At 71.7% G+C, this 21,455-nt stretch carries 25 protein-coding genes; 14 read left to right on the top strand and 11 right to left on the bottom strand.

The features are described 5' to 3' along the window. The 3 genes from LE181_RS13035 to LE181_RS13025 form a co-directional block, all read right to left on the bottom strand. Positions 1-859, bottom strand: an 859-nt coding sequence (locus LE181_RS13035) for a hypothetical protein (protein WP_225661415.1), incomplete at its 3' end; no start/stop codon positions are given. Positions 860-1,004: 145 nt separating this feature from the next. After that, on the bottom strand, positions 1,005-1,202 hold the full coding sequence (locus LE181_RS13030; protein WP_225661414.1) for a hypothetical protein: 198 nt from the start codon (positions 1,200-1,202) through the stop codon (positions 1,005-1,007). A gap of 197 nt (positions 1,203-1,399) precedes the next feature. Beyond that, positions 1,400-2,584, bottom strand: a complete 1,185-nt coding sequence (locus LE181_RS13025; RefSeq protein ID WP_225661413.1) for a hypothetical protein — start codon at positions 2,582-2,584, stop codon at positions 1,400-1,402. Between the two features lie 275 nt (positions 2,585-2,859). Here LE181_RS13025 and deoC point away from each other — a divergent pair, with 275 nt between their 5' ends. Genes deoC through LE181_RS13010 form a run of 3 tightly spaced genes read left to right on the top strand, consistent with a single transcriptional unit; the run spans position 2,860 to position 6,171 of the window. Then, on the top strand, positions 2,860-3,861 hold the full coding sequence (deoC, locus tag LE181_RS13020; protein ID WP_225661420.1) for a deoxyribose-phosphate aldolase: 1,002 nt from the start codon (positions 2,860-2,862) through the stop codon (positions 3,859-3,861). 2 nt (positions 3,862-3,863) lie between these two features. Next, positions 3,864-5,294: an aldehyde dehydrogenase family protein gene (locus tag LE181_RS13015; protein WP_225661412.1), complete on the top strand. Its 1,431-nt coding sequence runs from the start codon at positions 3,864-3,866 to the stop codon at positions 5,292-5,294. After that, positions 5,287-6,171, top strand: coding sequence for an aldehyde dehydrogenase family protein (locus tag LE181_RS13010; protein WP_225661411.1), 885 nt, complete (start codon positions 5,287-5,289; stop codon positions 6,169-6,171). The genes LE181_RS13015 and LE181_RS13010 overlap by 8 nt, the downstream gene beginning before the upstream one ends. Before the next feature lie 70 nt (positions 6,172-6,241). Here the strand turns inward: LE181_RS13010 and LE181_RS13005 are convergent, their stop codons facing one another. After that, on the bottom strand, positions 6,242-6,673 hold the full coding sequence (locus LE181_RS13005; RefSeq protein WP_225661410.1) for a hypothetical protein: 432 nt from the start codon (positions 6,671-6,673) through the stop codon (positions 6,242-6,244). 66 nt (positions 6,674-6,739) lie between these two features. On the opposite strand from LE181_RS13005, the gene LE181_RS13000 reads away from it, so the two are divergent. Next, positions 6,740-7,435: a uridine kinase family protein gene (locus tag LE181_RS13000; RefSeq protein ID WP_225661409.1), complete on the top strand. Its 696-nt coding sequence runs from the start codon at positions 6,740-6,742 to the stop codon at positions 7,433-7,435. A gap of 152 nt (positions 7,436-7,587) precedes the next feature. Here the strand turns inward: LE181_RS13000 and LE181_RS12995 are convergent, their stop codons facing one another. Continuing rightward, on the bottom strand, positions 7,588-8,346 hold the full coding sequence (locus LE181_RS12995; protein WP_225661408.1) for a SigE family RNA polymerase sigma factor: 759 nt from the start codon (positions 8,344-8,346) through the stop codon (positions 7,588-7,590). Positions 8,347-8,564: 218 nt separating this feature from the next. On the opposite strand from LE181_RS12995, the gene afsQ1 reads away from it, so the two are divergent. The 5 genes from afsQ1 to LE181_RS12970 all read left to right on the top strand — a co-directional run bounded on the left by afsQ1 (position 8,565) and on the right by LE181_RS12970 (position 12,411). Beyond that, the gene (gene afsQ1 / locus LE181_RS12990; protein ID WP_177338123.1) at positions 8,565-9,242 is read left to right on the top strand and encodes a two-component system response regulator AfsQ1; all 678 of its coding nucleotides are present in this window, start codon (positions 8,565-8,567) and stop codon (positions 9,240-9,242) included. 142 nt (positions 9,243-9,384) lie between these two features. Beyond that, on the top strand, positions 9,385-10,878 hold the full coding sequence (locus LE181_RS12985) for an ATP-binding protein (RefSeq protein WP_308103127.1): 1,494 nt from the start codon (positions 9,385-9,387) through the stop codon (positions 10,876-10,878). Further along, entirely contained in the window at positions 10,875-11,468 is a 594-nt protein-coding gene (locus tag LE181_RS12980) for a hypothetical protein (RefSeq protein ID WP_225661406.1), read from the top strand. The genes LE181_RS12985 and LE181_RS12980 overlap by 4 nt, the downstream gene beginning before the upstream one ends. Before the next feature lie 67 nt (positions 11,469-11,535). Continuing rightward, the gene (locus tag LE181_RS12975) at positions 11,536-12,090 is read left to right on the top strand and encodes a VanZ family protein (protein ID WP_225661405.1); all 555 of its coding nucleotides are present in this window, start codon (positions 11,536-11,538) and stop codon (positions 12,088-12,090) included. A 108-nt stretch (positions 12,091-12,198) separates the two neighbouring features. Next, positions 12,199-12,411 carry a PspC domain-containing protein gene (locus tag LE181_RS12970; RefSeq protein ID WP_190112806.1) on the top strand — a complete coding sequence of 71 codons (213 nt, stop codon included), beginning with the start codon at positions 12,199-12,201 and terminating at the stop codon, positions 12,409-12,411. Positions 12,412-12,520: 109 nt separating this feature from the next. On the opposite strand, the gene LE181_RS12965 is transcribed toward LE181_RS12970, so the two are convergent. Further along, the gene (locus LE181_RS12965; protein ID WP_225661404.1) at positions 12,521-12,910 is read right to left on the bottom strand and encodes a hypothetical protein; all 390 of its coding nucleotides are present in this window, start codon (positions 12,908-12,910) and stop codon (positions 12,521-12,523) included. A gap of 192 nt (positions 12,911-13,102) precedes the next feature. After that, positions 13,103-14,251, bottom strand: a complete 1,149-nt coding sequence (locus LE181_RS12960; protein ID WP_225661403.1) for an adenosine deaminase — start codon at positions 14,249-14,251, stop codon at positions 13,103-13,105. A 104-nt stretch (positions 14,252-14,355) separates the two neighbouring features. Between LE181_RS12960 and LE181_RS12955 the strand changes: the two genes are divergently transcribed. Next, a complete protein-coding gene (locus LE181_RS12955) occupies positions 14,356-15,150 on the top strand; it encodes an alpha/beta hydrolase (RefSeq protein WP_225661402.1) in 795 nt (264 codons plus the stop codon). An 87-nt stretch (positions 15,151-15,237) separates the two neighbouring features. Here the strand turns inward: LE181_RS12955 and LE181_RS12950 are convergent, their stop codons facing one another. Continuing rightward, positions 15,238-16,170, bottom strand: a complete 933-nt coding sequence (locus tag LE181_RS12950; RefSeq protein WP_372458332.1) for a LysR family transcriptional regulator — start codon at positions 16,168-16,170, stop codon at positions 15,238-15,240. Positions 16,171-16,341: 171 nt separating this feature from the next. On the opposite strand from LE181_RS12950, the gene LE181_RS12945 reads away from it, so the two are divergent. Beyond that, on the top strand, positions 16,342-17,607 hold the full coding sequence (locus tag LE181_RS12945; RefSeq protein ID WP_372458334.1) for an MFS transporter: 1,266 nt from the start codon (positions 16,342-16,344) through the stop codon (positions 17,605-17,607). A 216-nt stretch (positions 17,608-17,823) separates the two neighbouring features. Continuing rightward, the gene (locus tag LE181_RS12940) at positions 17,824-18,336 is read left to right on the top strand and encodes a hypothetical protein (RefSeq protein ID WP_225661399.1); all 513 of its coding nucleotides are present in this window, start codon (positions 17,824-17,826) and stop codon (positions 18,334-18,336) included. Between the two features lie 50 nt (positions 18,337-18,386). Here the strand turns inward: LE181_RS12940 and LE181_RS12935 are convergent, their stop codons facing one another. Genes LE181_RS12935 through LE181_RS12925 form a run of 3 tightly spaced genes read right to left on the bottom strand, consistent with a single transcriptional unit; the run spans position 18,387 to position 20,211 of the window. After that, a complete protein-coding gene (locus LE181_RS12935; RefSeq protein ID WP_225661398.1) occupies positions 18,387-19,079 on the bottom strand; it encodes an RraA family protein in 693 nt (230 codons plus the stop codon). Then, on the bottom strand, positions 19,073-19,267 hold the full coding sequence (locus tag LE181_RS12930; RefSeq protein WP_225661397.1) for a DUF397 domain-containing protein: 195 nt from the start codon (positions 19,265-19,267) through the stop codon (positions 19,073-19,075). The genes LE181_RS12935 and LE181_RS12930 overlap by 7 nt, the downstream gene beginning before the upstream one ends. Positions 19,268-19,275: 8 nt before the next feature. Continuing rightward, positions 19,276-20,211, bottom strand: a complete 936-nt coding sequence (locus tag LE181_RS12925; RefSeq protein ID WP_225661396.1) for a helix-turn-helix domain-containing protein — start codon at positions 20,209-20,211, stop codon at positions 19,276-19,278. 166 nt (positions 20,212-20,377) lie between these two features. On the opposite strand from LE181_RS12925, the gene LE181_RS12920 reads away from it, so the two are divergent. Further along, positions 20,378-20,956: an ATP-binding protein gene (locus LE181_RS12920; protein WP_225661395.1), complete on the top strand. Its 579-nt coding sequence runs from the start codon at positions 20,378-20,380 to the stop codon at positions 20,954-20,956. Beyond that, a complete protein-coding gene (locus tag LE181_RS32640) occupies positions 20,950-21,210 on the top strand; it encodes a DUF6255 family natural product biosynthesis protein (protein ID WP_225661394.1) in 261 nt (86 codons plus the stop codon). Before LE181_RS12920 ends, LE181_RS32640 begins: the two co-directional genes overlap by 7 nt. Positions 21,211-21,455 lie beyond the last annotated feature (245 nt).

Below are 21,455 nucleotides of genomic sequence, written 5' to 3'. Positions count from 1 at the left end.
GGTGGGTCTCGGGACCCGACTCGTAGACCTTCGCCACACTGCCGTCGTCGAGGGTCACGGTGCGGTGCAGCCACCACGAACCGTAGACCTTCTCGGTGCGGACCTCGCCGCGCAGGGCGGTGAGCGTGATGGACATGCCGTTGTACGCGAAGGTCACGTCCTGGCCGTTGGCCGTGACGGACTTGACGACCTGACCGCCGGAGACGATGTCGACGCGGTGGGTCTCGGGACCCGACTCGTAGACCTTCGCCACACTGCCGTCGTCGAGGGTCACGGTGCGGTGCAGCCACCACGAACCGTAGACCTTCTCGGTGCGGACCTCGCCGCGCAGGGCGGTGAGCGTGATGGACATGCCGTTGTACGCGAAGGTCACGTCCTGGCCGTTGGCCGTGACGGACTTGACGACCTGACCGCCGGAGACGATGTCGACGCGGTGGGTCTCGGGACCCGACTCGTAGACCTTGGCGACGCTGCCGTCGTCGAGGGTCACGGTGCGGTGCAGCCACCAGGAGCCGTAGACCTTGTCCTCGCCCTTGCCGGTCTCGGCCTTCTTGCCCGTCTCGGCCTTGGCGCCGGCGTCCTTCTTGGTGCCGGTGGCGGCCTCGGTCTTCTTCTCCTCCGCCTTGGCGGGGGTCTTGGTGCCGGCGGTCGGCTCGGTCGCCTTGGTGACGGGAGCGGCCGGGGCGGCGGGAGCCGCGGGCGCGGCCGGCTCCGCCGCGAAGGCGGCGGCCGGCGCCAGGACGGCGGAGGCGAGTGCGGCGGAGGCGACGGCGGCGCGGAAGGCGATACGGCGGCGCGGGGACATAGCTGACATGCTGGACTCCTGGCTGGTCTGGCCGTGGAAGAAGGGAATTCGCATGCCGCTTCCCTCAGTACGGGGTTCCTCGTTGTGGTTGAGGCCGGAGAGGTCGGGCGGGGCTGCTGAGAAAAAGATTATGGATCTTGTGTGATCGCGTGTTCGCGCATTTGTCACCAAACATCGACAGCAAACGGAAGGCGCACCGTCACTTGCGATCAAATCCGCATGAACCGGACCCCTCGGGAGTCGTGTTCCGGCGCCGCCGGGCGTACGCGACCGTGAGGATGGCGACCAGCGGCCCCCAGAACAGCAGCGGGAAGTAACAGGCGTTCATGACGAACGCAGCCGTCCCCTGCGGGGCCTCGGCGCCACCGGCGCCGGCAGGCGTGGTGAGCAGGAACATCGACCAACCTCCTGAGCGGCACGGGTGCCGCCCAAGCCTCCCCTCCACCTCCCCCGCCGCACGTCCCCCCAGAAGGCTGTCGCGTTCGCCCCGCTCCCCTGTCCGGATGAGCCGCCCCACCCCTCCGGGAGGATGACGAAAGGGCGGGCCGCTGCCGGGTAGCAGCGGTCCGCCCTTTCGTCTCTTGCTATGGGTTGTCAGGAGTTGAGGCCCGCCACCGTCCGGCGGCGGTAGAGCACCGCGAAGCCGAGGCCGGCCGCGCCGGCCGACGCCAGGGCGCCGCCGCTCGCGAGCAGGAGCGTGTCGTCGTTGCCCTGGCCGACACCCTCGGCACCGGCCGCCACGCCGCCCTGCGGCATGACCTTGGTCTGGACAGCGGCAGCGGCCTGGGCGGCCTGCGCGGGCTGCGCCGCGGTGGCGGCCTTCGCCTGGGTGGCCTTGGCCGCGGTACCGGCACCGGCCCTGGTCGCCGTGCCCCCGGCGGGGAAGGCGAAGGTCTTGCCGTCGACGCGCAGCACGGGGCGGGAACCGTCCGCGCCCTCCAGGCTCAGGTGCAGGCCACGGACCGTCTCGGTGCGGTGCTCGCGGTTCAGCACGGTGGCCACGCGGCCGGTGGCCGCGTCGCCCTGCTGCCACGTCGGCCCGACGTAACGGATCCACGCCTCCGGCCCGCCCGTGTTGGGGTCGTGGCGGAGCACGGCGATCATGCCGTTGCCGAGGGAGACGGCGGTGCCGGAGTAACGGTCCGCCTCACCGGCGTGCGGGTCGACCCGCTCGCCGGCCGGGGTGACGGGGCCCTTGTCCCACGCGGAGGAGACGGTGCCGTCCTTGTGCAGGACCACGCGCATGCCGCCCCAGTAGCCGACGTCGAGACCCGGCTGGCTCGACAGGATCAGCACGGCGCGGCCGTCGACGACGAGCTCGGCGCGGAAGTTGTCCGGGCGGTCCTTGCCGATCGCCATCTCGTGACCGTCCACGAGGGTGACCCGGGACGGGGCCGCAGCCTTGCCGGCTTCGGCGGCCTGGCCCGCCTTGCCGCCCTGCGCGGCCTTCTCCGGCGCCTTGGTCGCGGCCTTCTCGGCCTTCTCGGCCTTCGGGGCGTCCGACCGCTTCTCGGCCTGCGCCGCCGGGGTGGCGGTGCCGGCGGCCTGCTCGGCCGCCTTGGCCGCGGGAGCGGCAGGGGCGGCCGGGGCGGCGGGAGCCACAGGGGCGCCCGGCACGCCCGGCACCGGCTCCGCCGCGAAGGCGGCGGTCGGCGCCAGGACGGCGGAGGCGAGTGCGGCGGAGGCGACGGCGGCGCGGAAGGCGATACGGCGGCGCGGGGACATAGCTGACATGCTGGACTCCTGGCTGGTCTGGCCGTGGAAGAAGGGAATTCGCATGCCGCTTCCCTCAGTACGGGGTTCCTCGTTGTGGTTGAGGCCGGAGAGGTCGGGCGGGGCTGCTGAGAAAAAGATTATGGATCTTGTGTGATCGCGTGTTCGCGCATTTGTCACCAAACATCGACAGCAAACGGAACCCAGACCGCGACTTCACGCCTCGTGCCATGAAGTCCGGACATATCCTTCTCTACGGGGCACTCACGTGAGGCCGCCCACACCCGGACCGCCAGGGGGGTGACACGCGCTACGCGCGTAGATATGCTCATCCGGTGACCATGCACTCTCCCCCGACAGTCCCCTCAAACGGCAACGAGGCCGCGGAGCGACTGGCGTCGATGGCGGACGTGACCGCTTCCGACGGTGCGCTGCGCCGCTTCCTGCACGGCCTCCCGGGCGTCGACCCGGTCGGGCTGGAGGCCCGCGCCGCGGCGCTGGGCACCCGCTCGATCAAGACGACGGCGAAGGCTTACGCCATCGACCTGGCGATCTCGATGATCGACCTCACGACCCTGGAGGGCGCGGACACCCCGGGCAAGGTCCGGGCGCTGTGCGCCAAGGCCCTCAACCCGGACCCGACGGACCGCGGCACCCCGCGTACCGCCGCGATCTGCGTCTACCCCGACATGGTGGCCACCGCCGCCGGGGCCCTCGCGGGCTCCGACGTGAAGGTCGCCTCCGTGGCCACCGCGTTCCCGGCCGGCCGTGCCGCGCTGCCCGTCAAGCTGGCCGACACCCGCGACGCCGTGGCCGCCGGTGCGGACGAGATCGACATGGTGATCGACCGCGGGGCCTTCCTCGCCGGCCGTTACCTCTCGGTCTTCGAGGAGATCAAGGCCGTCAAGGACGCCTGCCGCCGCGAGGACGGTTCCGCCGCCCGGCTGAAGGTGATCTTCGAGACCGGCGAGCTGTCGACCTACGACAACATCCGCCGCGCCTCCTGGCTCGGCATGCTGGCCGGCGCCGACTTCATCAAGACCTCCACCGGCAAGGTCGCGGTGAACGCCACCCCGGCGAACACCCTGCTGATGCTGGAGGCCGTGCGCGACTTCCGCGCCACGACCGGGGTACAGGTCGGAGTGAAGCCCGCGGGCGGGATCCGGACCACCAAGGACGCGATGAAGTTCCTGGTGCTCGTGAACGAGACCGTGGGCGAGGAGTGGCTGACCAACGAGTGGTTCCGCTTCGGTGCCTCCAGCCTCCTCAACGACCTGCTGATGCAGCGGCAGAAGCTGAGCACCGGGCGCTACTCCGGTCCCGACTACGTGACGGTGGACTGATCATGGTTTTTGAATACGCACCGGCGCCGGAGTCGCGCGCGGTCGTCGACATCGCCCCGTCGTACGGGCTCTTCATCGACGGCGAGTTCCGCGAGGCGTCGGACGGCAAGGTCTTCAAGACCGTTTCGCCGTCGACGGAGGAGGTCCTCTCCGAGGTTGCCCAGGCGTCCGCCGAGGACGTCGACGCGGCCGTCAAGGCCGCCCGCAAGGCGTTCGAGAAGTGGTCGGCGCTGCCGGGCTCCGAGCGCGCGAAGTACCTGTTCCGCATCGCCCGGATCATTCAGGAGCGCTCGCGCGAGCTGGCGGTCCTGGAGACCCTCGACAACGGCAAGCCGATCAAGGAGACCCGCGACGCGGACCTCCCGCTGGTCGCCGCGCACTTCTTCTACTACGCGGGCTGGGCCGACAAGCTCGGTCACGCCGGCTTCGGGCCGGACCCGAAGCCGCTGGGCGTGGCCGGCCAGGTCATCCCGTGGAACTTCCCGCTGCTGATGCTGGCCTGGAAGATCGCCCCCGCGCTGGCCGCAGGCAACACGGTCGTGCTGAAGCCGGCCGAGACCACGCCGCTGTCGGCGCTGTTCTTCGCCGACATCTGCCGCCAGGCCGGCCTGCCCAAGGGCGTGGTGAACATCCTGACCGGCGACGGCACCACCGGTGCCGCGCTCGTCGGCCACGACGGCATCGACAAGGTCGCCTTCACCGGCTCCACCGCCGTCGGCAAGCAGATCGCCCGCACCCTCGCCGGTACGGACAAGCGGCTGACGCTGGAGCTCGGCGGCAAGGGCGCCAACATCGTCTTCGACGACGCGCCGATCGACCAGGCCGTCGAGGGCATCGTCAACGGCATCTTCTTCAACCAGGGGCAGGTCTGCTGCGCGGGCTCGCGCCTGCTGGTGCAGGAGTCGATCCAGGACGAGCTGCTGGACGCCCTCAAGCGCCGGATGTCGACGCTGCGCGTCGGCGACCCGCTGGACAAGAACACCGACGTCGGTGCGATCAACTCCGCCGAGCAGCTGGCCCGCATCAAGGCGCTGGCGGACAGCGGCGAGGCCGAGGGTGCCGAGCGCTGGGCCCCGGCCTGCGAGCTGCCGGACGCGGGCTACTGGTTCGCCCCGACTCTGTTCACGAACGTCACCCAGGCCCACCGGATCGCCCGCGAGGAGATCTTCGGCCCGGTGCTGTCCGTGCTGTCCTTCCGCACCCCGGCCGAGGCCGTCGCCAAGGCGAACAACTCGCAGTACGGGCTGTCGGCCGGCATCTGGACGGAGAAGGGTTCGCGGATGCTCGCCGTCGCCGACAAGCTGCGCGCGGGCGTCGTCTGGGCCAACACGTTCAACAAGTTCGACCCGACCTCGCCCTTCGGCGGCTTCAAGGAGTCGGGCTTCGGCCGCGAGGGTGGCCGTCACGGTCTGGAGGCTTACCTCGATGTCTGAGCGACTTTCCGTCTTCAAGACCTACAAGCTGTTCGTCGGGGGCAAGTTCCCCCGGTCCGAGAGCGGGCGGGTGTACGAGGTGACCGACTCCAAGGGCAAGTGGCTCGCCAACGCCCCTCTGTCGTCCCGCAAGGACGCCCGTGACGCCGTGGTCGCGGCGCGCAAGGCGTTCGGCGGCTGGTCGGGGGCGACCGCGTACAACCGCGGCCAGATCCTCTACCGCGTCGCCGAGATGCTGGAGGGCCGCCGGGAGCAGTTCGTCGCCGAGGTCGCCGAGGCCGAGGGGCTGTCGAAGTCCAAGGCCGCCGCCCAGGTGGACGCCGCAATCGACCGCTGGGTCTGGTACGCGGGCTGGACGGACAAGATCACCCAGGTCGTCGGGGGCACCAACCCCGTCGCGGGGCCGTTCTTCAACGTCTCCTCCCCCGCGCCGACCGGTGTCGTGGCCGTCGTGGCCCCGCAGGAGTCCTCTCTCCTGGGTCTGGTCTCCGTGATCGCCCCGGTGATCGCCGGCGGCAACACGGTACTCGTGGTCGCGTCCGAGAAGGCGCCGCTGCCCGCCCTGTCGCTGGGCGAGGTGCTCGCCACCTCCGACGTGCCCGGCGGCGTGGTCAACATCCTGTCCGGCAAGGCCGCGGAGATCTTCCCGTCCCTCGCCGCGCACCAGGACGTCAACGCGATCGACCTGGCCGGTGCCGACGCCGAGCTGGCGAAGGCCCTGGAGGTCGCCGCCGCCGACAACCTCAAGCGCGTCGTCCGTCCACAGGCTGTGGACTGGGCCGCCGACCCGGGCACGGGCCGGCTGACCGCCTTCCTGGAGACGAAGACCGTCTGGCACCCCACGGGTTCGCTGGGCGCGGGCGGCTCGTCCTACTGAGGCACCCCCGCGAAACGGCGAGGGCGGCCCCCCGGTGACCGGGGGGCCGCCCTCGCCGTTTCGCGGGCCTTCAGGGGCCCAGGGTCACGCCGCCCAGGAGCTGGCCGACGAGCGGCAGGTCACCGAGCTGTCCGGTCTTGGTGATCGGCGACGTCAGCGTCTGGGTGCCGACCGGCTTGAAGTCGGCGACCTGGGCGCGGGCTCCATTGTTCAGCGGGTCCACGGGGGTCGCCGCGAGCGGGTGGTACTTGAAGGTCCGCACCACGGGCCCCAGCCCCTCCGCGGCCTTCTCCAGGCCGATGCGCGTGCCCTGGATCGCCGCCCCGACGTCCGTGCGGCCGAGCTCGGCGCGCGGCGCCTGCGGCTGGGCGCCGGCATCGACGGCACCGCCCGCGACGAGCGCCGCGCCGGCCGAGACGGTCAGCCCGACCCGCGCCAGGGTGCGCCTGCGGCGCGGCGGGGGGACGGGGGCGGAGCGTGCGTGACGTGCGTGGGAGGCCATGACCACCTGCCGGGTTCGGGGAAGGGTCCAGTCGGGTCGCATTCGACAGCGCAGGGTATCCGGACGATGACAGTGCGTGCACGGCGCGCCCCGGGGGGATCCTCCATACGGCTCAATGCGTCACACTGGTGTCCCGTGACACCCCTCCTGCCCTCCGCGCGCGTCATCCTGCTCACCGGACCGTCCGGCTCCGGTAAGTCGTCCCTCGCTGCCCGCACCGGCCTGCCCGTGCTCAACCTGGACGACTTCTACAAGGAGGGCCACGACCCGACGCTGCCCCAGCTCCTGGACGGCGGCGGCACGGACTGGGACTCCCCGCTGTCGTGGGACGCGGAGGCGGCCGTCGCGGCCATCGACTCCCTGTGCCGCACGGCCCGTACCGACGTGCCGCTCTACGACATCTCCACCAGCTCGCGGGTGGGTGCGAGCGTGCTCGACATCGGCCGCACACCGCTGTTCATCGCCGAGGGCATCTTCGCGGCCGACATCATCGAACAGTGCCGTGATCTGGGTCACCTCGCCGACGCGCTGTGCCTGCGCGGCCGGCCGTCGACGACGTTCCGCCGCCGGCTCCTGCGCGACCTGCGCGAGGCCCGCAAGCCCGTCCTCTACCTCGTCCGCCGCGGGCTGCGGCTGATGCGCTCGGAACGGGCCATCGTGGCGCGGCAGACGGCGCTGGGCGCGTTCGCCTGCGGCCGGGACACCGCCATGGGCCGGATCGCCGCCGCGGCTGCCGGGCGCCGGGAGAGCGTCCACTCCTGACGGCCGTCCGGACGGCCCGCTGTACGGCCGCGCCCCCGCGCGCGTACGGAGACGTGCGAGAGCGGGCGAGGCAGTCCCCCCGGCTGCCCGCCCGCTCTCTTCCCCCGTGTTTCCCCCGTTGGTTCCCCTGGGGCCCCCGCCCCCGTTCCCGGCTAGGCCACGAGCTCCCCGAAGGACTCCCGTACGCCCCGGCCGGAGCCGATGACCTCGTCGTCGCGCAGCCGGCGCAGGGAGCGCCAGATGCTGCTCTTGACCGTGCCGACGCTGATGTCGAGGATCTCCGCGATCTCCGGGTCCGTACGGCCCTCGTAGTAGCGGAGGACGAGCATGGTGCGCTGCAGCTCGGGCAGCCGGGCGAGGGCCTGCCACAGGACGGCGCGCAGTTCGGTGCCGCGCATGGCGTCCGTCTCGCCGGGCGTCTCCGGCAGTTCCTCGGTCGGGTACTCGTTGAGCTTGCGGCGCCGCCAGGCGCTGATGTGCAGGTTGGTCATGGTGCGGCGCAGGTAGCCGCCGACCGCCGCCTTGTCGGTGATCCGGTCCCAGGCGCGGTAGGTCGAGAACAGCGCGCTCTGCAGCAGGTCCTCGGCCTCGTGCCGGTCGCCGGTGAGGTGGTACGCGGTCGCGTACAGGGAGGCCCGGCGCTCCTGGACGTAGGCGGTGAACTCCGCCTCCGCCCGGGACGCGCCACCGGCCCGTTCCCCCGTGGCCGTGCCCCCCGAGGCGCCCCCCGCGCCTCCTGCGGGCTCCCCGTACGCGATCGCGTCGATCGCCACCATGTAAGGCGGCCGCACACGTCCGGTGCCGCGAGCGCACCCCCGCCCGCCCACGGCACCGGACTTCTCGGGGCTCCGGCCGGCGTCGTGCAGGCGCGTGCGAACTGCGCTGTTCGTGGTGCTGTGCAGTGTGTTCATCTCGCGCCCCCCGTCGGTGGAGCCAGCTCGGTCCGTCAGTGACCCGGACCTCGGTACTGCCCGGTGACCAAAAGACTGCCGGGCCAGTTTCATGGCGCTGTCCGCCGACTGTCACAGCCCTGCAACAGGCCGTGCCGCCGCTGTTGCCGGGACGCGGACAAGTCGCTGCGGCGTCCTTCTGTCGAACTACCGGCCAGTCTTAGGCCAGAATGACCACTGTGCCTTTCCTGTTGCTGATCGAGGACGACGACGCCATCCGCACGGCTCTCGAATTCTCCCTGTCCCGCCAGGGTCACCGTGTGGTGACCGCGGCGACGGGCGAGGACGGCCTGAAGATGCTGCGCGAGCAGCGGCCGGATCTGATCGTGCTGGACGTCATGCTGCCCGGGATCGACGGCTTCGAGGTGTGCCGCCGCATCCGGCGCACCGACCAGCTGCCGATCATCCTGCTCACCGCCCGCAACGACGACATCGACGTGGTCGTCGGGCTGGAGTCGGGGGCGGACGACTATGTGGTCAAGCCCGTGCAGGGCCGGGTGCTGGACGCCCGGATCCGGGCGGTGCTGCGCCGCGGGGAGCGGGAGTCGAGCGATTCGGCCTCGTTCGGTTCGCTGGTGATCGACCGGTCGGCGATGACGGTGACGAAGAACGGCCAGGACCTTCAGCTGACCCCGACCGAGCTGCGGCTGCTGCTGGAGCTCAGCCGCCGGCCGGGGCAGGCGCTGTCGCGGCAGCAGCTGCTGCGGCTGGTGTGGGAGCACGACTACCTGGGCGACTCCCGGCTGGTGGACGCCTGCGTCCAGCGGCTGCGCGCCAAGGTCGAGGACGTGCCGTCGTCGCCGACGCTGATCCGTACGGTCCGGGGGGTCGGCTACCGCCTGGACGCCCCGCAGTAGGACCGTGCAGGACCGCGCGGCACTCGCGCGTGGTCGCAGTACCCGTAGGACTTCCGTAGTGCAGAGGACAGAGAGTTCAGTGACACAAGAGCCCGGTCGGGGGCGGGGCTGGGCATCGGCCACGAACGTCATGAAGCTGAGCATGCGGTGGATCAGTCTGCGGCTGCGGCTGATGCTCGTCTTCGCGCTGGTGGCCCTGGCCGCCGCCGTGTCGGCGTCGGCCATCGCGTACTGGCTCAACCGTGACGCCGTCCTCACCCGTACCCAGAACGCCGCCCTGGACGACTTCCGCAAGTCGCTGCAGGACAACACCGGCTCGTTGCCGCTGAGTCCGACCTGTCCGGAGCTGCAGGAGGCCGCGGACCGGATGGCGGCCACCTCGCAGAAGTACGAGGTGCTGCTGATCGGCACGGTCCGGGGCGGCGGCGACTGCTCGGCGCCCTCCGACCGGGACCTGTTCACGCTGGAGGTCGTGCCGAAGACGCTGGTGACCGCCGTCAACCGGGAGCGGAAGGTCGACGACTCCAACCCCTACCCGTACCACCTGTACTGGCAGCGGATCACGCTCGACGGCAAGCCCTACCTGGTGGGCGGCGCGAAGGTCATCGGCGGCGGGCCCACCGGCTACCTGCTGAAGTCGCTGGACAACGAGCGCGCGGACCTCAACTCGCTGGCCTGGTCGCTGGGCATCGCGACCGGCCTGGCCCTGATCGGCTCGGCCCTGCTCGCGCAGGCCGCCGCCTCGACGGTGCTGCGGCCCGTGCAGCGGCTCGGCGACGCGGCCCGCAGGCTGGGCGAGGGCAAGCTGGACACGCGGCTGCAGGTGTCGGGCACCGACGAGCTGGCCGACCTGTCGCGCACCTTCAACAGGACGGCGGAGTCGCTGGAGAAGCGGGTGGAGGAGCTGAGCGCGCGGGAGGCGGCCAGCCGCCGGTTCGTCGCCGACATGTCGCACGAACTGCGCACCCCGCTCACGGCCATCACCGCGGTGACCGAGGTGCTGGAGGACGAGGCGGACAACCTCGACCCGATGATCGCGCCCGCGGTGCAGCTCGTGGTGAGCGAGACCCGCCGCCTGAACGACCTGGTGGAGAACCTGATGGAGGTCACCCGCTTCGACGCGGGCACGGCCCGGCTGGTCCTGGACGATGTGGACATCGCCGACCAGATCACGGCGTGCATCGACGCGCGGGCCTGGCTGGACGCCGTCGAGCTGGACGCCGAGCGCGGGATCATGGCCCGGCTCGACCCGCGCCGCCTGGACGTCATCCTCGCCAACCTCATCGGCAACGCCCTCAAGCACGGCGGCTCGCCGGTGCGGGTGTCGGTGCGGCAGACGGACGACTCGCTGGTCATCGCGGTGCGCGACCACGGCCCCGGCATCCCCGAGGACGTCCTGCCGCACGTCTTCGACCGCTTCTACAAGGCGAGCGCCTCGCGCCCGCGCTCCGAGGGCAGCGGCCTGGGCCTGTCCATCGCCCTGGAGAACGCCCACATCCACGGCGGCGAGATCACCGCCGCGAACTCGGCGGAGGGCGGGGCCGTCTTCACGCTCACCCTGCCCCGGGACGCCTCCGACGTCACGGACGACGAGAGCACGCCGTCCGGCGGCCCGGCCGAGGGGAGCGCGGAGTGAGACTCGCCGACACCACCCGTGCGGCGGCCGTCGCGGCCGGCCTGCTGCTGCTCACCGGCTGCGGCATCCGCGGCACGGCCGTGCCCGTGGACGCCGGGAGCGCGCCCTCGCGCGCGACCTGCGTCGCCCGCACCGGCCACCAGAACACGGCGGCGCCGGGCAGCGCCACGTACTCCGTCCAGCTCGTGTGCTCCTCGCAACTGCTGCCGGTGACCCGGACGGTGGCCGTGCCGGAGGAGGCGGACGCCACGGCGATCGCCCGGGCGCTCCTCGACGAGCTGCGCCGCCAGCCCTCGCCCGCCGAGGAGGAGGCCGGCTTCTCCACCGACGTGCCGCAGCGGCTGTCGGTCTCCGGGCCGCGCACGGGCGACCCGGAGGGGACGCTGCGCCTGAACACGGCACCGGACGAGCTGCCCCCGCTGGGGCTGGCGCAGCTGGTGTGCACGTACGCCGGGACCCGCGCGGCCGACGGGCACAGCACGGTGGTCCTGGGCGGGCCGGGCGAGGAGAAGCCGCGCCGCTACGCCTGCACGGAGGAGGCGCGGACCCGTCCGGAGACGGTGCAGGGCTCCGGTGGCGCCGTCTCCTGACAACGGGCGCTGACTCTCTGTACCCGGCTGCGGAACCGCGCGCCCCGCGCACCGCGTCATGGGGGGCGTGCAGCGTCATGGCTACGGCGGTTCGCCCGCCCTCCGATACCGCTACCGCGTGGCGGGCTGTGTCCTCCTGGCCGCCCATCTCCTGGTGGTCGGCTGGCTCGCCCTGCGGCCGCTGACCGCACCGTGGGTGACCGCCGCGCACCTGGAGCCGCTGGCCACGATCCGGGCCGATCTGGCGCTGGGTCCGTGGGGGGCGGTCCGGACGATCGGGGCGGGGCTGCTGCCGTTCGCGCCGCTGGGGGTGCTGCTGCCCTGGGCGGGCGGCCGGATCGTCGCGTCGACGCCGGTGTCGCTGGCCCGTACGGTCTTCACCGCGGCGATGGTCTCGCTGGTCCTGCAGGTCGTGCAGGGGGGTGTGGTCGGCCAGGTCCTGGACGTCGACGCGCTGCTGCTGAACGTCACCGGCGTGACCGTCGCGCACCTGGCCGTGGTCCCCGCGGTACGGGCGCGCCTCCGCCGCAGGGGCGAGACGGGCCCTACGCGGGCCGTCCGCCGGGAGGAGCCGGACCGGGGTCTGACCCCGACGATCCCCAGGGTCGGGATCGCCCCCTAGAGTGACGCTCCGCCGGGGCCGGCGGCCGTAGCGTTGAGGACATCGGGAAACGTTCCCGCACCTCGACGCCACGAGGCGAAGACGCCACGACGCTAAGGAGTCACCGCCATGTCCGCTCCGTTGGTCCGCCCCCGTCACCACAGGATGATCGCCGGAGTCTGCGCGGGTCTGGCCGAGCGCTTCGGCACCTCCCGGACGACGATGCGGGTGATCTTCCTCCTGTCGTGCCTGCTGCCCGGCCCGCAGTTCCTGCTCTACATCGCGCTGTGGATCCTGATGCCGGAGGAGGGCAGCCGGCGGGCCGCCGCCAAGAGCTGGTGACGTCCGGGCCGCCGCCCGGTGCGGCCGTCCCGTACGACGCGCAGGCCGCGCACCCCTGGGGGTGCGCGGCCCGTCGTGCTGTCCGTCCCGTGTGTGCGGCGCCGGTGCCTCAGCGCATGTTGGGCGTCCCCAGACCCGGCAGGGAGATCCCGTTGGGGGCGATGGCCTTGGTGGGCAGGGCGCCGAGCAGGCCCGCATTGCCCTTGTTGTCGTGCGGCGTGAGCGTCTCGGTGGGCAGGTTGGGGGCGAGGGCGATGTCGGCGGCCCTGGCCGTCTGCTCCATGACTCCGGAGGCGATCAGCCTGTTCGCGGCGACGAGCAGCGGCCCGCCGGCCGGTGCCACCGGGGCGAGCTGCTCGATGGGGAGCCCCTTCGACGCGCCCGTGGCGGTGGTGGTGACGGCCTCCAGCGTGCCGGCGGAGGCGGTGCCCGCGGCGCCGACGGCGATGGCGGCACCGACGACGGCGGCGCCAAGGGCCTTGAGGGATGCCTGCTTCATCAGTTGTGTCCTCGTGACGGGGATGCGGGAAGCAACGGAAAATGCCGAGCGGCACGCAACCTAGCCACGAGTTCGGTGGGTACGCAATCACTGACACGGCCGGGATGGAGAACCCCGGCCGTATCCACCGGTACCTTCACCGTATTTTCCACCGGGCCGGCCCATGGGGCCGGCCCGAATAGGAATTGCTGGTCAGGCCGTTCCGCCCGGGATCCGGTCGAAGAGCCACTCGGACTTGAGCTCGGCGTAGCCCGGCTTGATGACCTCGTTGATCATGGCCAGACGTTCGTCGAATGGGATGAACGCCGACTTCATCGCGTTGACGGTGAACCACTGCATGTCGTCCAGCGAATAGCCGAACGCCTTGACCAGGTGCTCGAATTCACGGCTCATACTGGTGCCGCTCATCAGACGATTATCGGTGTTCACCGTCAGTCGGAAGTGCAGCTTACGGAGAAGACCGATGGGGTGCTCTTCGTATGAATTCGCGGCGGCCGTCTGAAGGTTGGACGTGGGGCACATTTCCAGCGGAATGCGCTTGTCGCGCACGTAGGACGCCAGGCGGCCGAGCGTGACGGTGCCGTCCTCGGCGATCTCGATGTCGTCGATGATGCGCACGCCGTGGCCGAGCCGGTCGGCGCCGCACCACTGCAGGGCCTGCCAGATCGAGGGCAGGCCGAACGCCTCGCCCGCGTGGATCGTGAAGTGGTTGTTCTCGCGCTTGAGGTACTCGAACGCGTCCAGGTGGCGGGTGGGCGGGAAACCCGCCTCGGCGCCCGCGATGTCGAAGCCGGCCACGCCGGAGTCGCGGTACTTGTTGGCCAGCTCGGCGATCTCCAGCGCCCGGGCCGCGTGCCGCATCGCGGTCAGCAGCGCGCCGACGCGGATGCGGTGGCCCTTGGCGCGCGCCCGGCGCTCGCCCTCCCGGAAGCCCTCGTTCACGGCCTCGACGACCTCGTCGAGGCTGAGGCCCTTCTCCACGTGCAGCTCGGGGGCGTAGCGCACCTCGGCGTAGACGACGCCGTCCTCGGCCAGGTCCTCGGCGCACTCGGCGGCCACCCGGACCAGCGCCTCGCGGGTCTGCATGACGGCGCAGGTGTGGGCGAAGGTCTCCAGGTAGCGCTCCAGCGACCCGGAGTCGGCGGCCTCGCGGAACCAGACGCCCAGCCGGTCCGGGTCCGTCTCGGGCAGCTTGTCGTACCCCACCTCGGCGGCGAGGTCGATGACCGTCCCGGGCCGCACTCCACCGTCGAGGTGGTCGTGGAGCAGCACCTTGGGCGCGCGACGGATCTGATCGGGTGAAGGCCGGGAGGCCGGCCGGGAGAAGGTCTCGCTCGTCATCTCGGCACTGTAGCCCCTACGCGCGTAGATGTACGCGAACGATACGGAACAGTGACCCATCGGCGGGGTGGACACCACCCGTCCTTCTGCCATCGTTGTCTGCCATGGTGCAACAAGCGTTGCCGCAGCGAGATCCAGAAGGTCCGGCGGACCCGCGACCGGCGGCCCGCCTCGGAAAGCCGCTCGGAACCGGCCCCGCCGGGAACGCCGTGCACGGAGTGGCCCTGCTGCTCCCCGACGGCAGCGCCACCGGAATACGCCGCCCCTCGCGCTTCGCGCCGGCCGCGCAGCGGCCACTGGCCCGCCGGCTGACCCGGGCCGGCGGCGACGAGGGTCTGGTGGTCCACGTCGTCCACTACCGCCACCGCGGCTGGAACGGTCCGGCGGCCCATCCCGTGCACGACGCGGAGTGGGCGGCCGAGGAGGTCGTGCGACGCTACGGCGACGTACCGGTCTGCCTGATCGGTACGGGCATGGGCGCCCGCGCCGCGCTACGGGCCGCCGGGCACCCGGCCGTCACCTCGGTGCTGGCGCTCGCGCCCTGGCTGCCCGACCCGGAGGCGATGCTCGACCCCGACCCGGTGCGCCAGCTCGCGGGCCGGCAGGTGCTGCTGGTGCACGGCACCAACGACGAGCGCACGGACCCGGACCTGTCCTACCGGCTGGCCGAACGGGCCAAGAAGATCAACAGGAACGTGTGCCGCTTCGAGGTCCACTCGGACGGCCACGCCCTGCGCCAGCACCGCCCCGAAGTGCAGGCCCTGACGGCCGACTTCGTCCGCGGCGCGCTCTTCTCCCACCCCTACGCCCGCCCGGTGGCCGACGCCCTGGCGGCTCCCCCGCCGCTCGGTCTACGGATGCCGCTGGCGTCGGGCTTCGGCCAGTCGTTGCGACACTGACCCGGGGCTCCGCCCCGGATCCCGGTCCTCAAGCGCCGGACGGGCTGGATTTCAGCCCGTCCGGCGCTTGAGGACAAGCAGCACCGCCTAGCGGTGCAGCAACAACTGCCCCCGCCGCGACAGCAAGAACCGCTTGAAGGCGGCAACAGGCGCCGTATCCGGATGCCCGTCCAACCACGCCACCCCGATCTCCCGAACGGCCCGCGGCGCAGTCACCGTCAGCTCGACGACCCCCGGCCGCGGCACCGCGGGCGGGGGCAGCAACCCCACCCCGAGGCCCGCCGCCACGAGCCCCCGCAGCGTCTCCGGGTCCTCCCCCTCGAACGCCACCTTCGGCACGAACCCCGCCTCCGCGCACAGCGCGTCGGTGATGCGCCGCAGCCCGTACCCCGGTTCGAGCGTGACGAACAGCTCCCCGGCCGCCTCCGCGAGCCGGATGCGCTTGCGCACCGCCAGCGGGTGGTCGTCCGGCACGACCAGCCGCAGCTTCTGCTCGTCGAGCCGGCGCGCGACCAGGTCCGGCGCGTCCGGCACCGGCGACGTCAGACACAGATCGAGGTCGCCGTCGCGCAGGCGCTCGATCATCGCCTCGCCGTAGTTCTGGAAGAGCTGGAAGCGCACGCGCGGGTGGTCGGTGCGGAAGGCCCGGATGAGTTCGGGTACGGTCTCGGAGCCCATCGTGTGCAGGAAGCCGAACGCGACCTTGCCGGTCGACGGGTCGGCGTCGGCCCGTACGGCCTCGGCGGCACGGTCGACCTCGGCCAGGGCGCGCTCGACGGAGCCGAGGAAGGCGCGGCCGGCCGCGGTGAGCGATACCGTGCGGCCGTGGCGGGCGAAGAGGTCGACGCCCAGGTCGTGTTCGAGCCGGGCCATGGAGCGGCTGAGCGTCGACTGCGGCATGCCGAGCTGCTGGGCGGCGCGCGTGACGTGCTCGTGGCGGGCGACGGCCACGAACTGGGCCAGACGCGGCGTCAGGGTGGTGGCCCAGGAGCCCGCCTCCAGTTCGGCCGTTGGCGGCACGTCAAAGTTTTGAGTAACACTCCTGTTGCCAACTGGTGACAGAGACACCCGTGACCTGCGGTCATGCTGCATGGGAACGATTATGGCGAGTCTGTGCATTGGACGCATCAGATGCAGCCTGCATACGGTTTTCCCATGCCTCCTGCCGATACCGGGGCATCCGTCGTCATCATGCGTTCGGGTGCCTCCACCGCGTCGTCCCTTCCCTCCGATGACACCGACACCCGGCTGGTCCCCGGCGGGCCCGGCTACCGCCGGATGAGCTTCGCGCTCTTCGCCGCCGGTGTCGCCACCTTCGCCCTCCTCTACTCCACGCAGGCACTGCTCCCGGCGATCTCCGACGACCTCGGCGTGACGCCCGATCAGGCCAGCTGGACCGTTTCCGCGGCGACCGGCGGCCTGGCCCTCGCGGTCATCCCGCTCAGCGCGCTCTCCGAGCGCTACGGACGGCGCACGACGATGACGGCGGCACTGTGCGTGGCCGCGCTCCTGTCCGTGCTGGTGCCGCTCGCCCCGAACCTGGGCTGGCTGGTGGCCCTCCGCGCGGTGCAGGGTGCCGCGCTGGCCGGCGTGCCGGCGTCGGCGATGGCGTACCTGGCGGAGGAGGTGCGCCCGAAGGCCCTGATCGGCGCGATCGGGCTGTTCGTGGCGGGCAACAGCATCGGCGGCATGGTCGGCCGGATCCTCGCCGGCTGGGTGACCCAGGCATGGGGCTGGCGCGCGGGCCTGGCCGCGGTCGGCGCGCTGGCCGTGGTGTGCGCGGTCGTCTTCCGCGCGATGATCCCGCGGGCCCGGCACTTCACGCCGGCGGCGGTCTCGGCGAAGTCCCTGGGCCGGACGCTCGGAGCGCACCTGTCCGATCCGCTGCTGCGCCGCCTCTACGCGATCGGCCTGCTCTTCATGACCGTCTTCGGAGCGGTCTACACGGTCATCGGCTACCGGCTGGCGGACGCCCCGTTCTCGCTCCCGCAGGGCGTGGTGGGCTCGATCTTCCTCATCTACCTGGTCGGTACGGTCTCGTCGGCCGCGGCCGGCCGGCTCGTCGGCCGCCTGGGCCGCCGCGGCGCCCTGTACCTGGCGGTCGGCACGACCACGGCGGGTCTGCTGCTGACCCTGACGTCCTCCCTGACCGCGGTCCTGCTGGGCCTGGTCCTGATCACCGCCGGCTTCTTCGCGGGCCACGCGGTGGCCTCGTCCTCCGTCAGCCGCGCCGCCACCACGGGCCGCGCCCAGGCGTCCGCCCTCTACCAGACGGCCTACTACCTGGGCAGCTCGGTGGGCGGCACGCTCGGCGCGATGGCCTTCCGCTCGGCGGGCTGGGACGGCACGGTGGTCCTGGGCCTGCTGGCCATGGTGGGCGCGGCGTCGATCACGCTGTACGCGACGCGCCAGGCGATGACGCGCCAGCGGGTGGTGGCGGTCTCCGCCCGCCGCTGAAACGTTCCGTCCTTCACGCCGGAGGGCCCGTCCCCTCACCCGTCGGGTGGTGGGACGGGCCCTGTTGCGCCTGCTTCCACCAAAGGGGGATGACACCTTCCCCGCGTTCCGATGTTCTTGGCGACGACAGACGTGAAGTGCACATGCCCACAGGACAGGTGTGAAGTGGACAGACGTTTCCTGAGCAGGATCGCCGCAGTCGTAGGAGCGGTTGCGATGATCGCGACCGTCCTCACGGGGGCCGCCACCGGTACGGCCAGTGCCGCGTCCAACGGGTGGAAGCCGCGGGGCAGCTGGTCCTGCTCCGGGGCGCCCATCCCGGACGGGTACGTCATCAGCGGTTACGACCGCAACGGTTGCAAGGGCGCCGGCTCCTGGTACCAGGAGCCGGTCAAGAACGGGATCTGGACCTGTTCGGGCTCGCCGATCGTGTCCGGCTACGTCGTCACCAACTACGACCGCAACGGCTGCAGCGGCATCGGCGCCTGGTGGCACTCGCTCGCCACCGAGCGCCAGTGGACCTGCTCGGGCTCGCCCATCCCGCCCGGCAAGGTGACCTCCAACTTCAACCGCGACGGCTGCCAGGGCATCGGCATGTGGTACCAGGAGCCCGTCCGCCACGGCATGTGGACCTGCGTCGGCTCCCCCATCCCGCCCGGCTACCGCAGCACCACCTACCAGTGGGACGGCTGCGGCGGCGCCGGCGCCTGGTGGATGGTGCGTGCCTGACCCACTCGGCACGCAGGACAGAGGCATCGCGCGCTGCGCGGTGCCTCTTGTCATTCCTCGATGGCCCCGCCGATCCGACGGAGGTGCCGGCGGAAGGTGTACGACGGGTCGGCCGCACGGCGCGCCAGGTAGTCGTCGAACGACGTCTGGCGGCGCAGCGTGTCCCCGGACCTGATGCGGCGCGCCTGTTCGCGCTCGGTCCGCCGGATCTCGTGCGCCGTCGCCAGTACGTTCTCGGCGTGCGCGGCGGCGAGGAAGACGACGCCGTCGTCGTCACCGAAGACGAGGTCGTCACCGCTCACCAGGTGCGGCCCGAAGCGTGCCGAGGCCAGGGCCTCGGGCTCCTGCTCGTCGAGGCGTACGGGGCCGGGCGGGTGGGAGCCGTAGCTGAACACCGGCAGTCCGATCTCCACCAGCTCCGGGGTGTCCCGGTGCAGTCCCCACACCACCAGCCCCGCCACGCCGGCCGCCTCGGCCTCCAGCACGGCCAGGTCGCCGACGCACGCCTCGTCGGTGCGGCCGCCGTTGTCGATGACGAGCACGTCCCCGGGCCGGGCCCGGCCGAACGCCTCCAGGAACACGTCGACACTGCCGTAGTGCCGGGCGGGCAGGACCCGCCCCGCGATCCGCCGGCCGGGTACGACCGCGCCGATGCCGGCGGGCGCGATGCGGAGCGGTATGCCGTGCCGCACGCAGGCGTCGGCCACCAACGGCGTGGACAGTCCGGCGAAGTCCTTCAGCATGCGGGGAGCCTTCCGGCTTTGACGGTGGTGAGGAGGGCGGCCCAGGCCGTGGGAGTGGTGGCGATGACCTGAGCGGGGTCGTCGCTCTCACGGAGGCGTATGAGTCCGCCGGGGCGGGAGGAGACCTCGACGCAGTCGCCGTCCTGCCCGACGCTGAATGAGGACTTACGCCATGCAAGCTCAGACATATCGCTACCTATCGCAGTTCATACAAGGCGTGTTGGATCAGACTCAATGAGTTCCTGGTCTCCTGACTCTCAGGGGCAGTCTCCGGGTCAACGGGAGCGAGCGCCAGGGAGGTGAGCCGCTCGAACATTCTGGTGTAGTCGGCAATGACGTCTCCGTCCCCGATGAAGTCCGCGCTGGTCGGATGTTCCCGATACAGGGTGTCCAGTTCAGGGGTGGGGCCGCCCAACAGGACGAAGTTGCGACTGAACGTGGAGTAGGCGCCACCTTCGAACGGAAAGATCTGCAGTGTCACATGGGGAAGGCGGGCGATCTCGATGAGCTTCAACAGCTGCTTGCGCATCGTGTTCGTGTCGCCGATTCGCATACGCAGCGCGGCCTCATAGATGACAGCGTGGTAACTGCGCAGACCGGCCAGGACCCGCTGCCGCTCAATCCTGAACCTCACGCCCTGATCAAGGTGTGGACGCTCACTCTCGACACCGGTGATGACAGCATGTGCGTAGTCCTCGGTCTGGAGCAGGCCCGGGATGACCGACGAGTCATGGGCGCGAATGGCAGTTGTCCGGGACTCCAGCTCGGCCAAGTCAAGAGCCCTGCGGGCCAGCACGTCCTTGTACTCGTCCCACCACCCCTTGCCCCGGTCGTGGGCCATGTCCATCAGCGCATCGAACAGCGGGCCGCTTTCGCAACCGTAAGCGCGTAGCAACTTGTACAGGCCGTTCCGCGGCACATCGACCCGCCCCGCCTCGATGTGACTCACCCGCGATCGGTCGGCCTGCAACAGCGCGGCGACGTCGTCGCCGGACAACCGTGCGCGAGTGCGGAGCTTGCGCAGCTCCGCTCCGAGCCGTCGCTGACGTTCGCTGGGGGTGCTTCTGGGTGGCATGCGCTTCCTCCGTGTGAGCGTGCGCGCAGTTTTTCGCCCTGCGGCGAGCTGTTCCACCAACTCCCCCACTCATCACCCTTGCGAGGGGTCTTTCGTGGACATGGTTGGAACAGACGCCAGTCTGCCCATACCGTCGAGGCCACTCGACGTGGCGGAAGTGCACCGGGATCAACGGGAGTTGGCCACGGCAACGCCACCGCTGCCCCACCCCTGGAGACGCGTCATGAGAACTCCCCTCGCCCCCGACTGCTCCCTCGTCTTCCCACCCCACCCCGCATGGGTCCGTACCGCCCGCGAAGCCGTGCGCACGATGCTGACGGCGGCACGCCGCACCGACCTGGCCGAAACGGCCGTCGCGCTCACCTCCGAAGCCGTCACCAACGCGGTCAACGCCTGCCTGGAAAAGGGCTGCAGGACACCCGTGACGCTCTCCGCCGAGTGGGCGGGGCCCGGGCATCTGCGGGTGCTCGTGCACGACGGGGCGGCGGGGCTGCCCGTCCGGCGGGGCATGGCCTCACCCGAGGACGAGTCCGGCCGCGGGCTGATGCTGATCGAACGCAGCGCCGACGCGTGGGGCGTCTGCACCCACGGCCCGGGGCACGGCAAGGCCACGTGGTTCGTGGTGGGCGCACCCCCGGTACGGGCGCCGCGGTCGCCCGTCGGGTGCGCCGACTGCACCGAGCTGGAAACGGCCCGGCGCGAGGCCGTGACCAACGGCGACCACCGCCGGATCGAGGATGCAACCGTCGCCGTGCGCAGTCACTTCCGCGACGCCCACCTGCTGCCGGCACGCACATGCTGACCGGAACGGCCCACGCGCCGACGGAAACGTGCCCGCACCTCGACGGCTGGACCCATACCGCCGGAGATTCCCGCTGCAACCGCTGCGGCACCCGGCGCTTCACCGACTACCGGGCCGTACGCCCTCCCGGTCTACCCCGGGCCGTCACCCCGTCCGCCCGGGACGCGGCGGCCGCCGACCGGGCAGCCGCCCGGAATGTGGCGTTGAAAGTGGCAACCGGCACCCGCTGGACCAGACGGCGCACTGGTTCGTGAATCCCCGAGGGACCGCACGCGGCGGCGGCGCAGTGCGACTGCGCCGCTGCGCGGCTTGGGGGCCGGAGGGGCCGGGCTACGCCCTCATGGGGACCGCCCGCTGCGCGGCCGCAGGAGCACCCGGCCCGTCAAGGCACCCGACCGGGCTGCCGAAGCGGCACCGCCCCCTAGCGGAGCACCCCACCGCCCCGCGCAGCGGGCGGCCCCCAGGGGCGCAGCCCTGCCCCTCCGCCCGGCCAGCCGCG

The organism is Streptomyces sichuanensis (assembly GCF_020328095.1).
Taxonomy (GTDB): domain Bacteria; phylum Actinomycetota; class Actinomycetes; order Streptomycetales; family Streptomycetaceae; genus Streptomyces; species Streptomyces cinnamoneus.
Note: the sequence above shows the minus strand (reverse complement) of the source record. Positions and strands in the feature narration are given on the sequence as shown.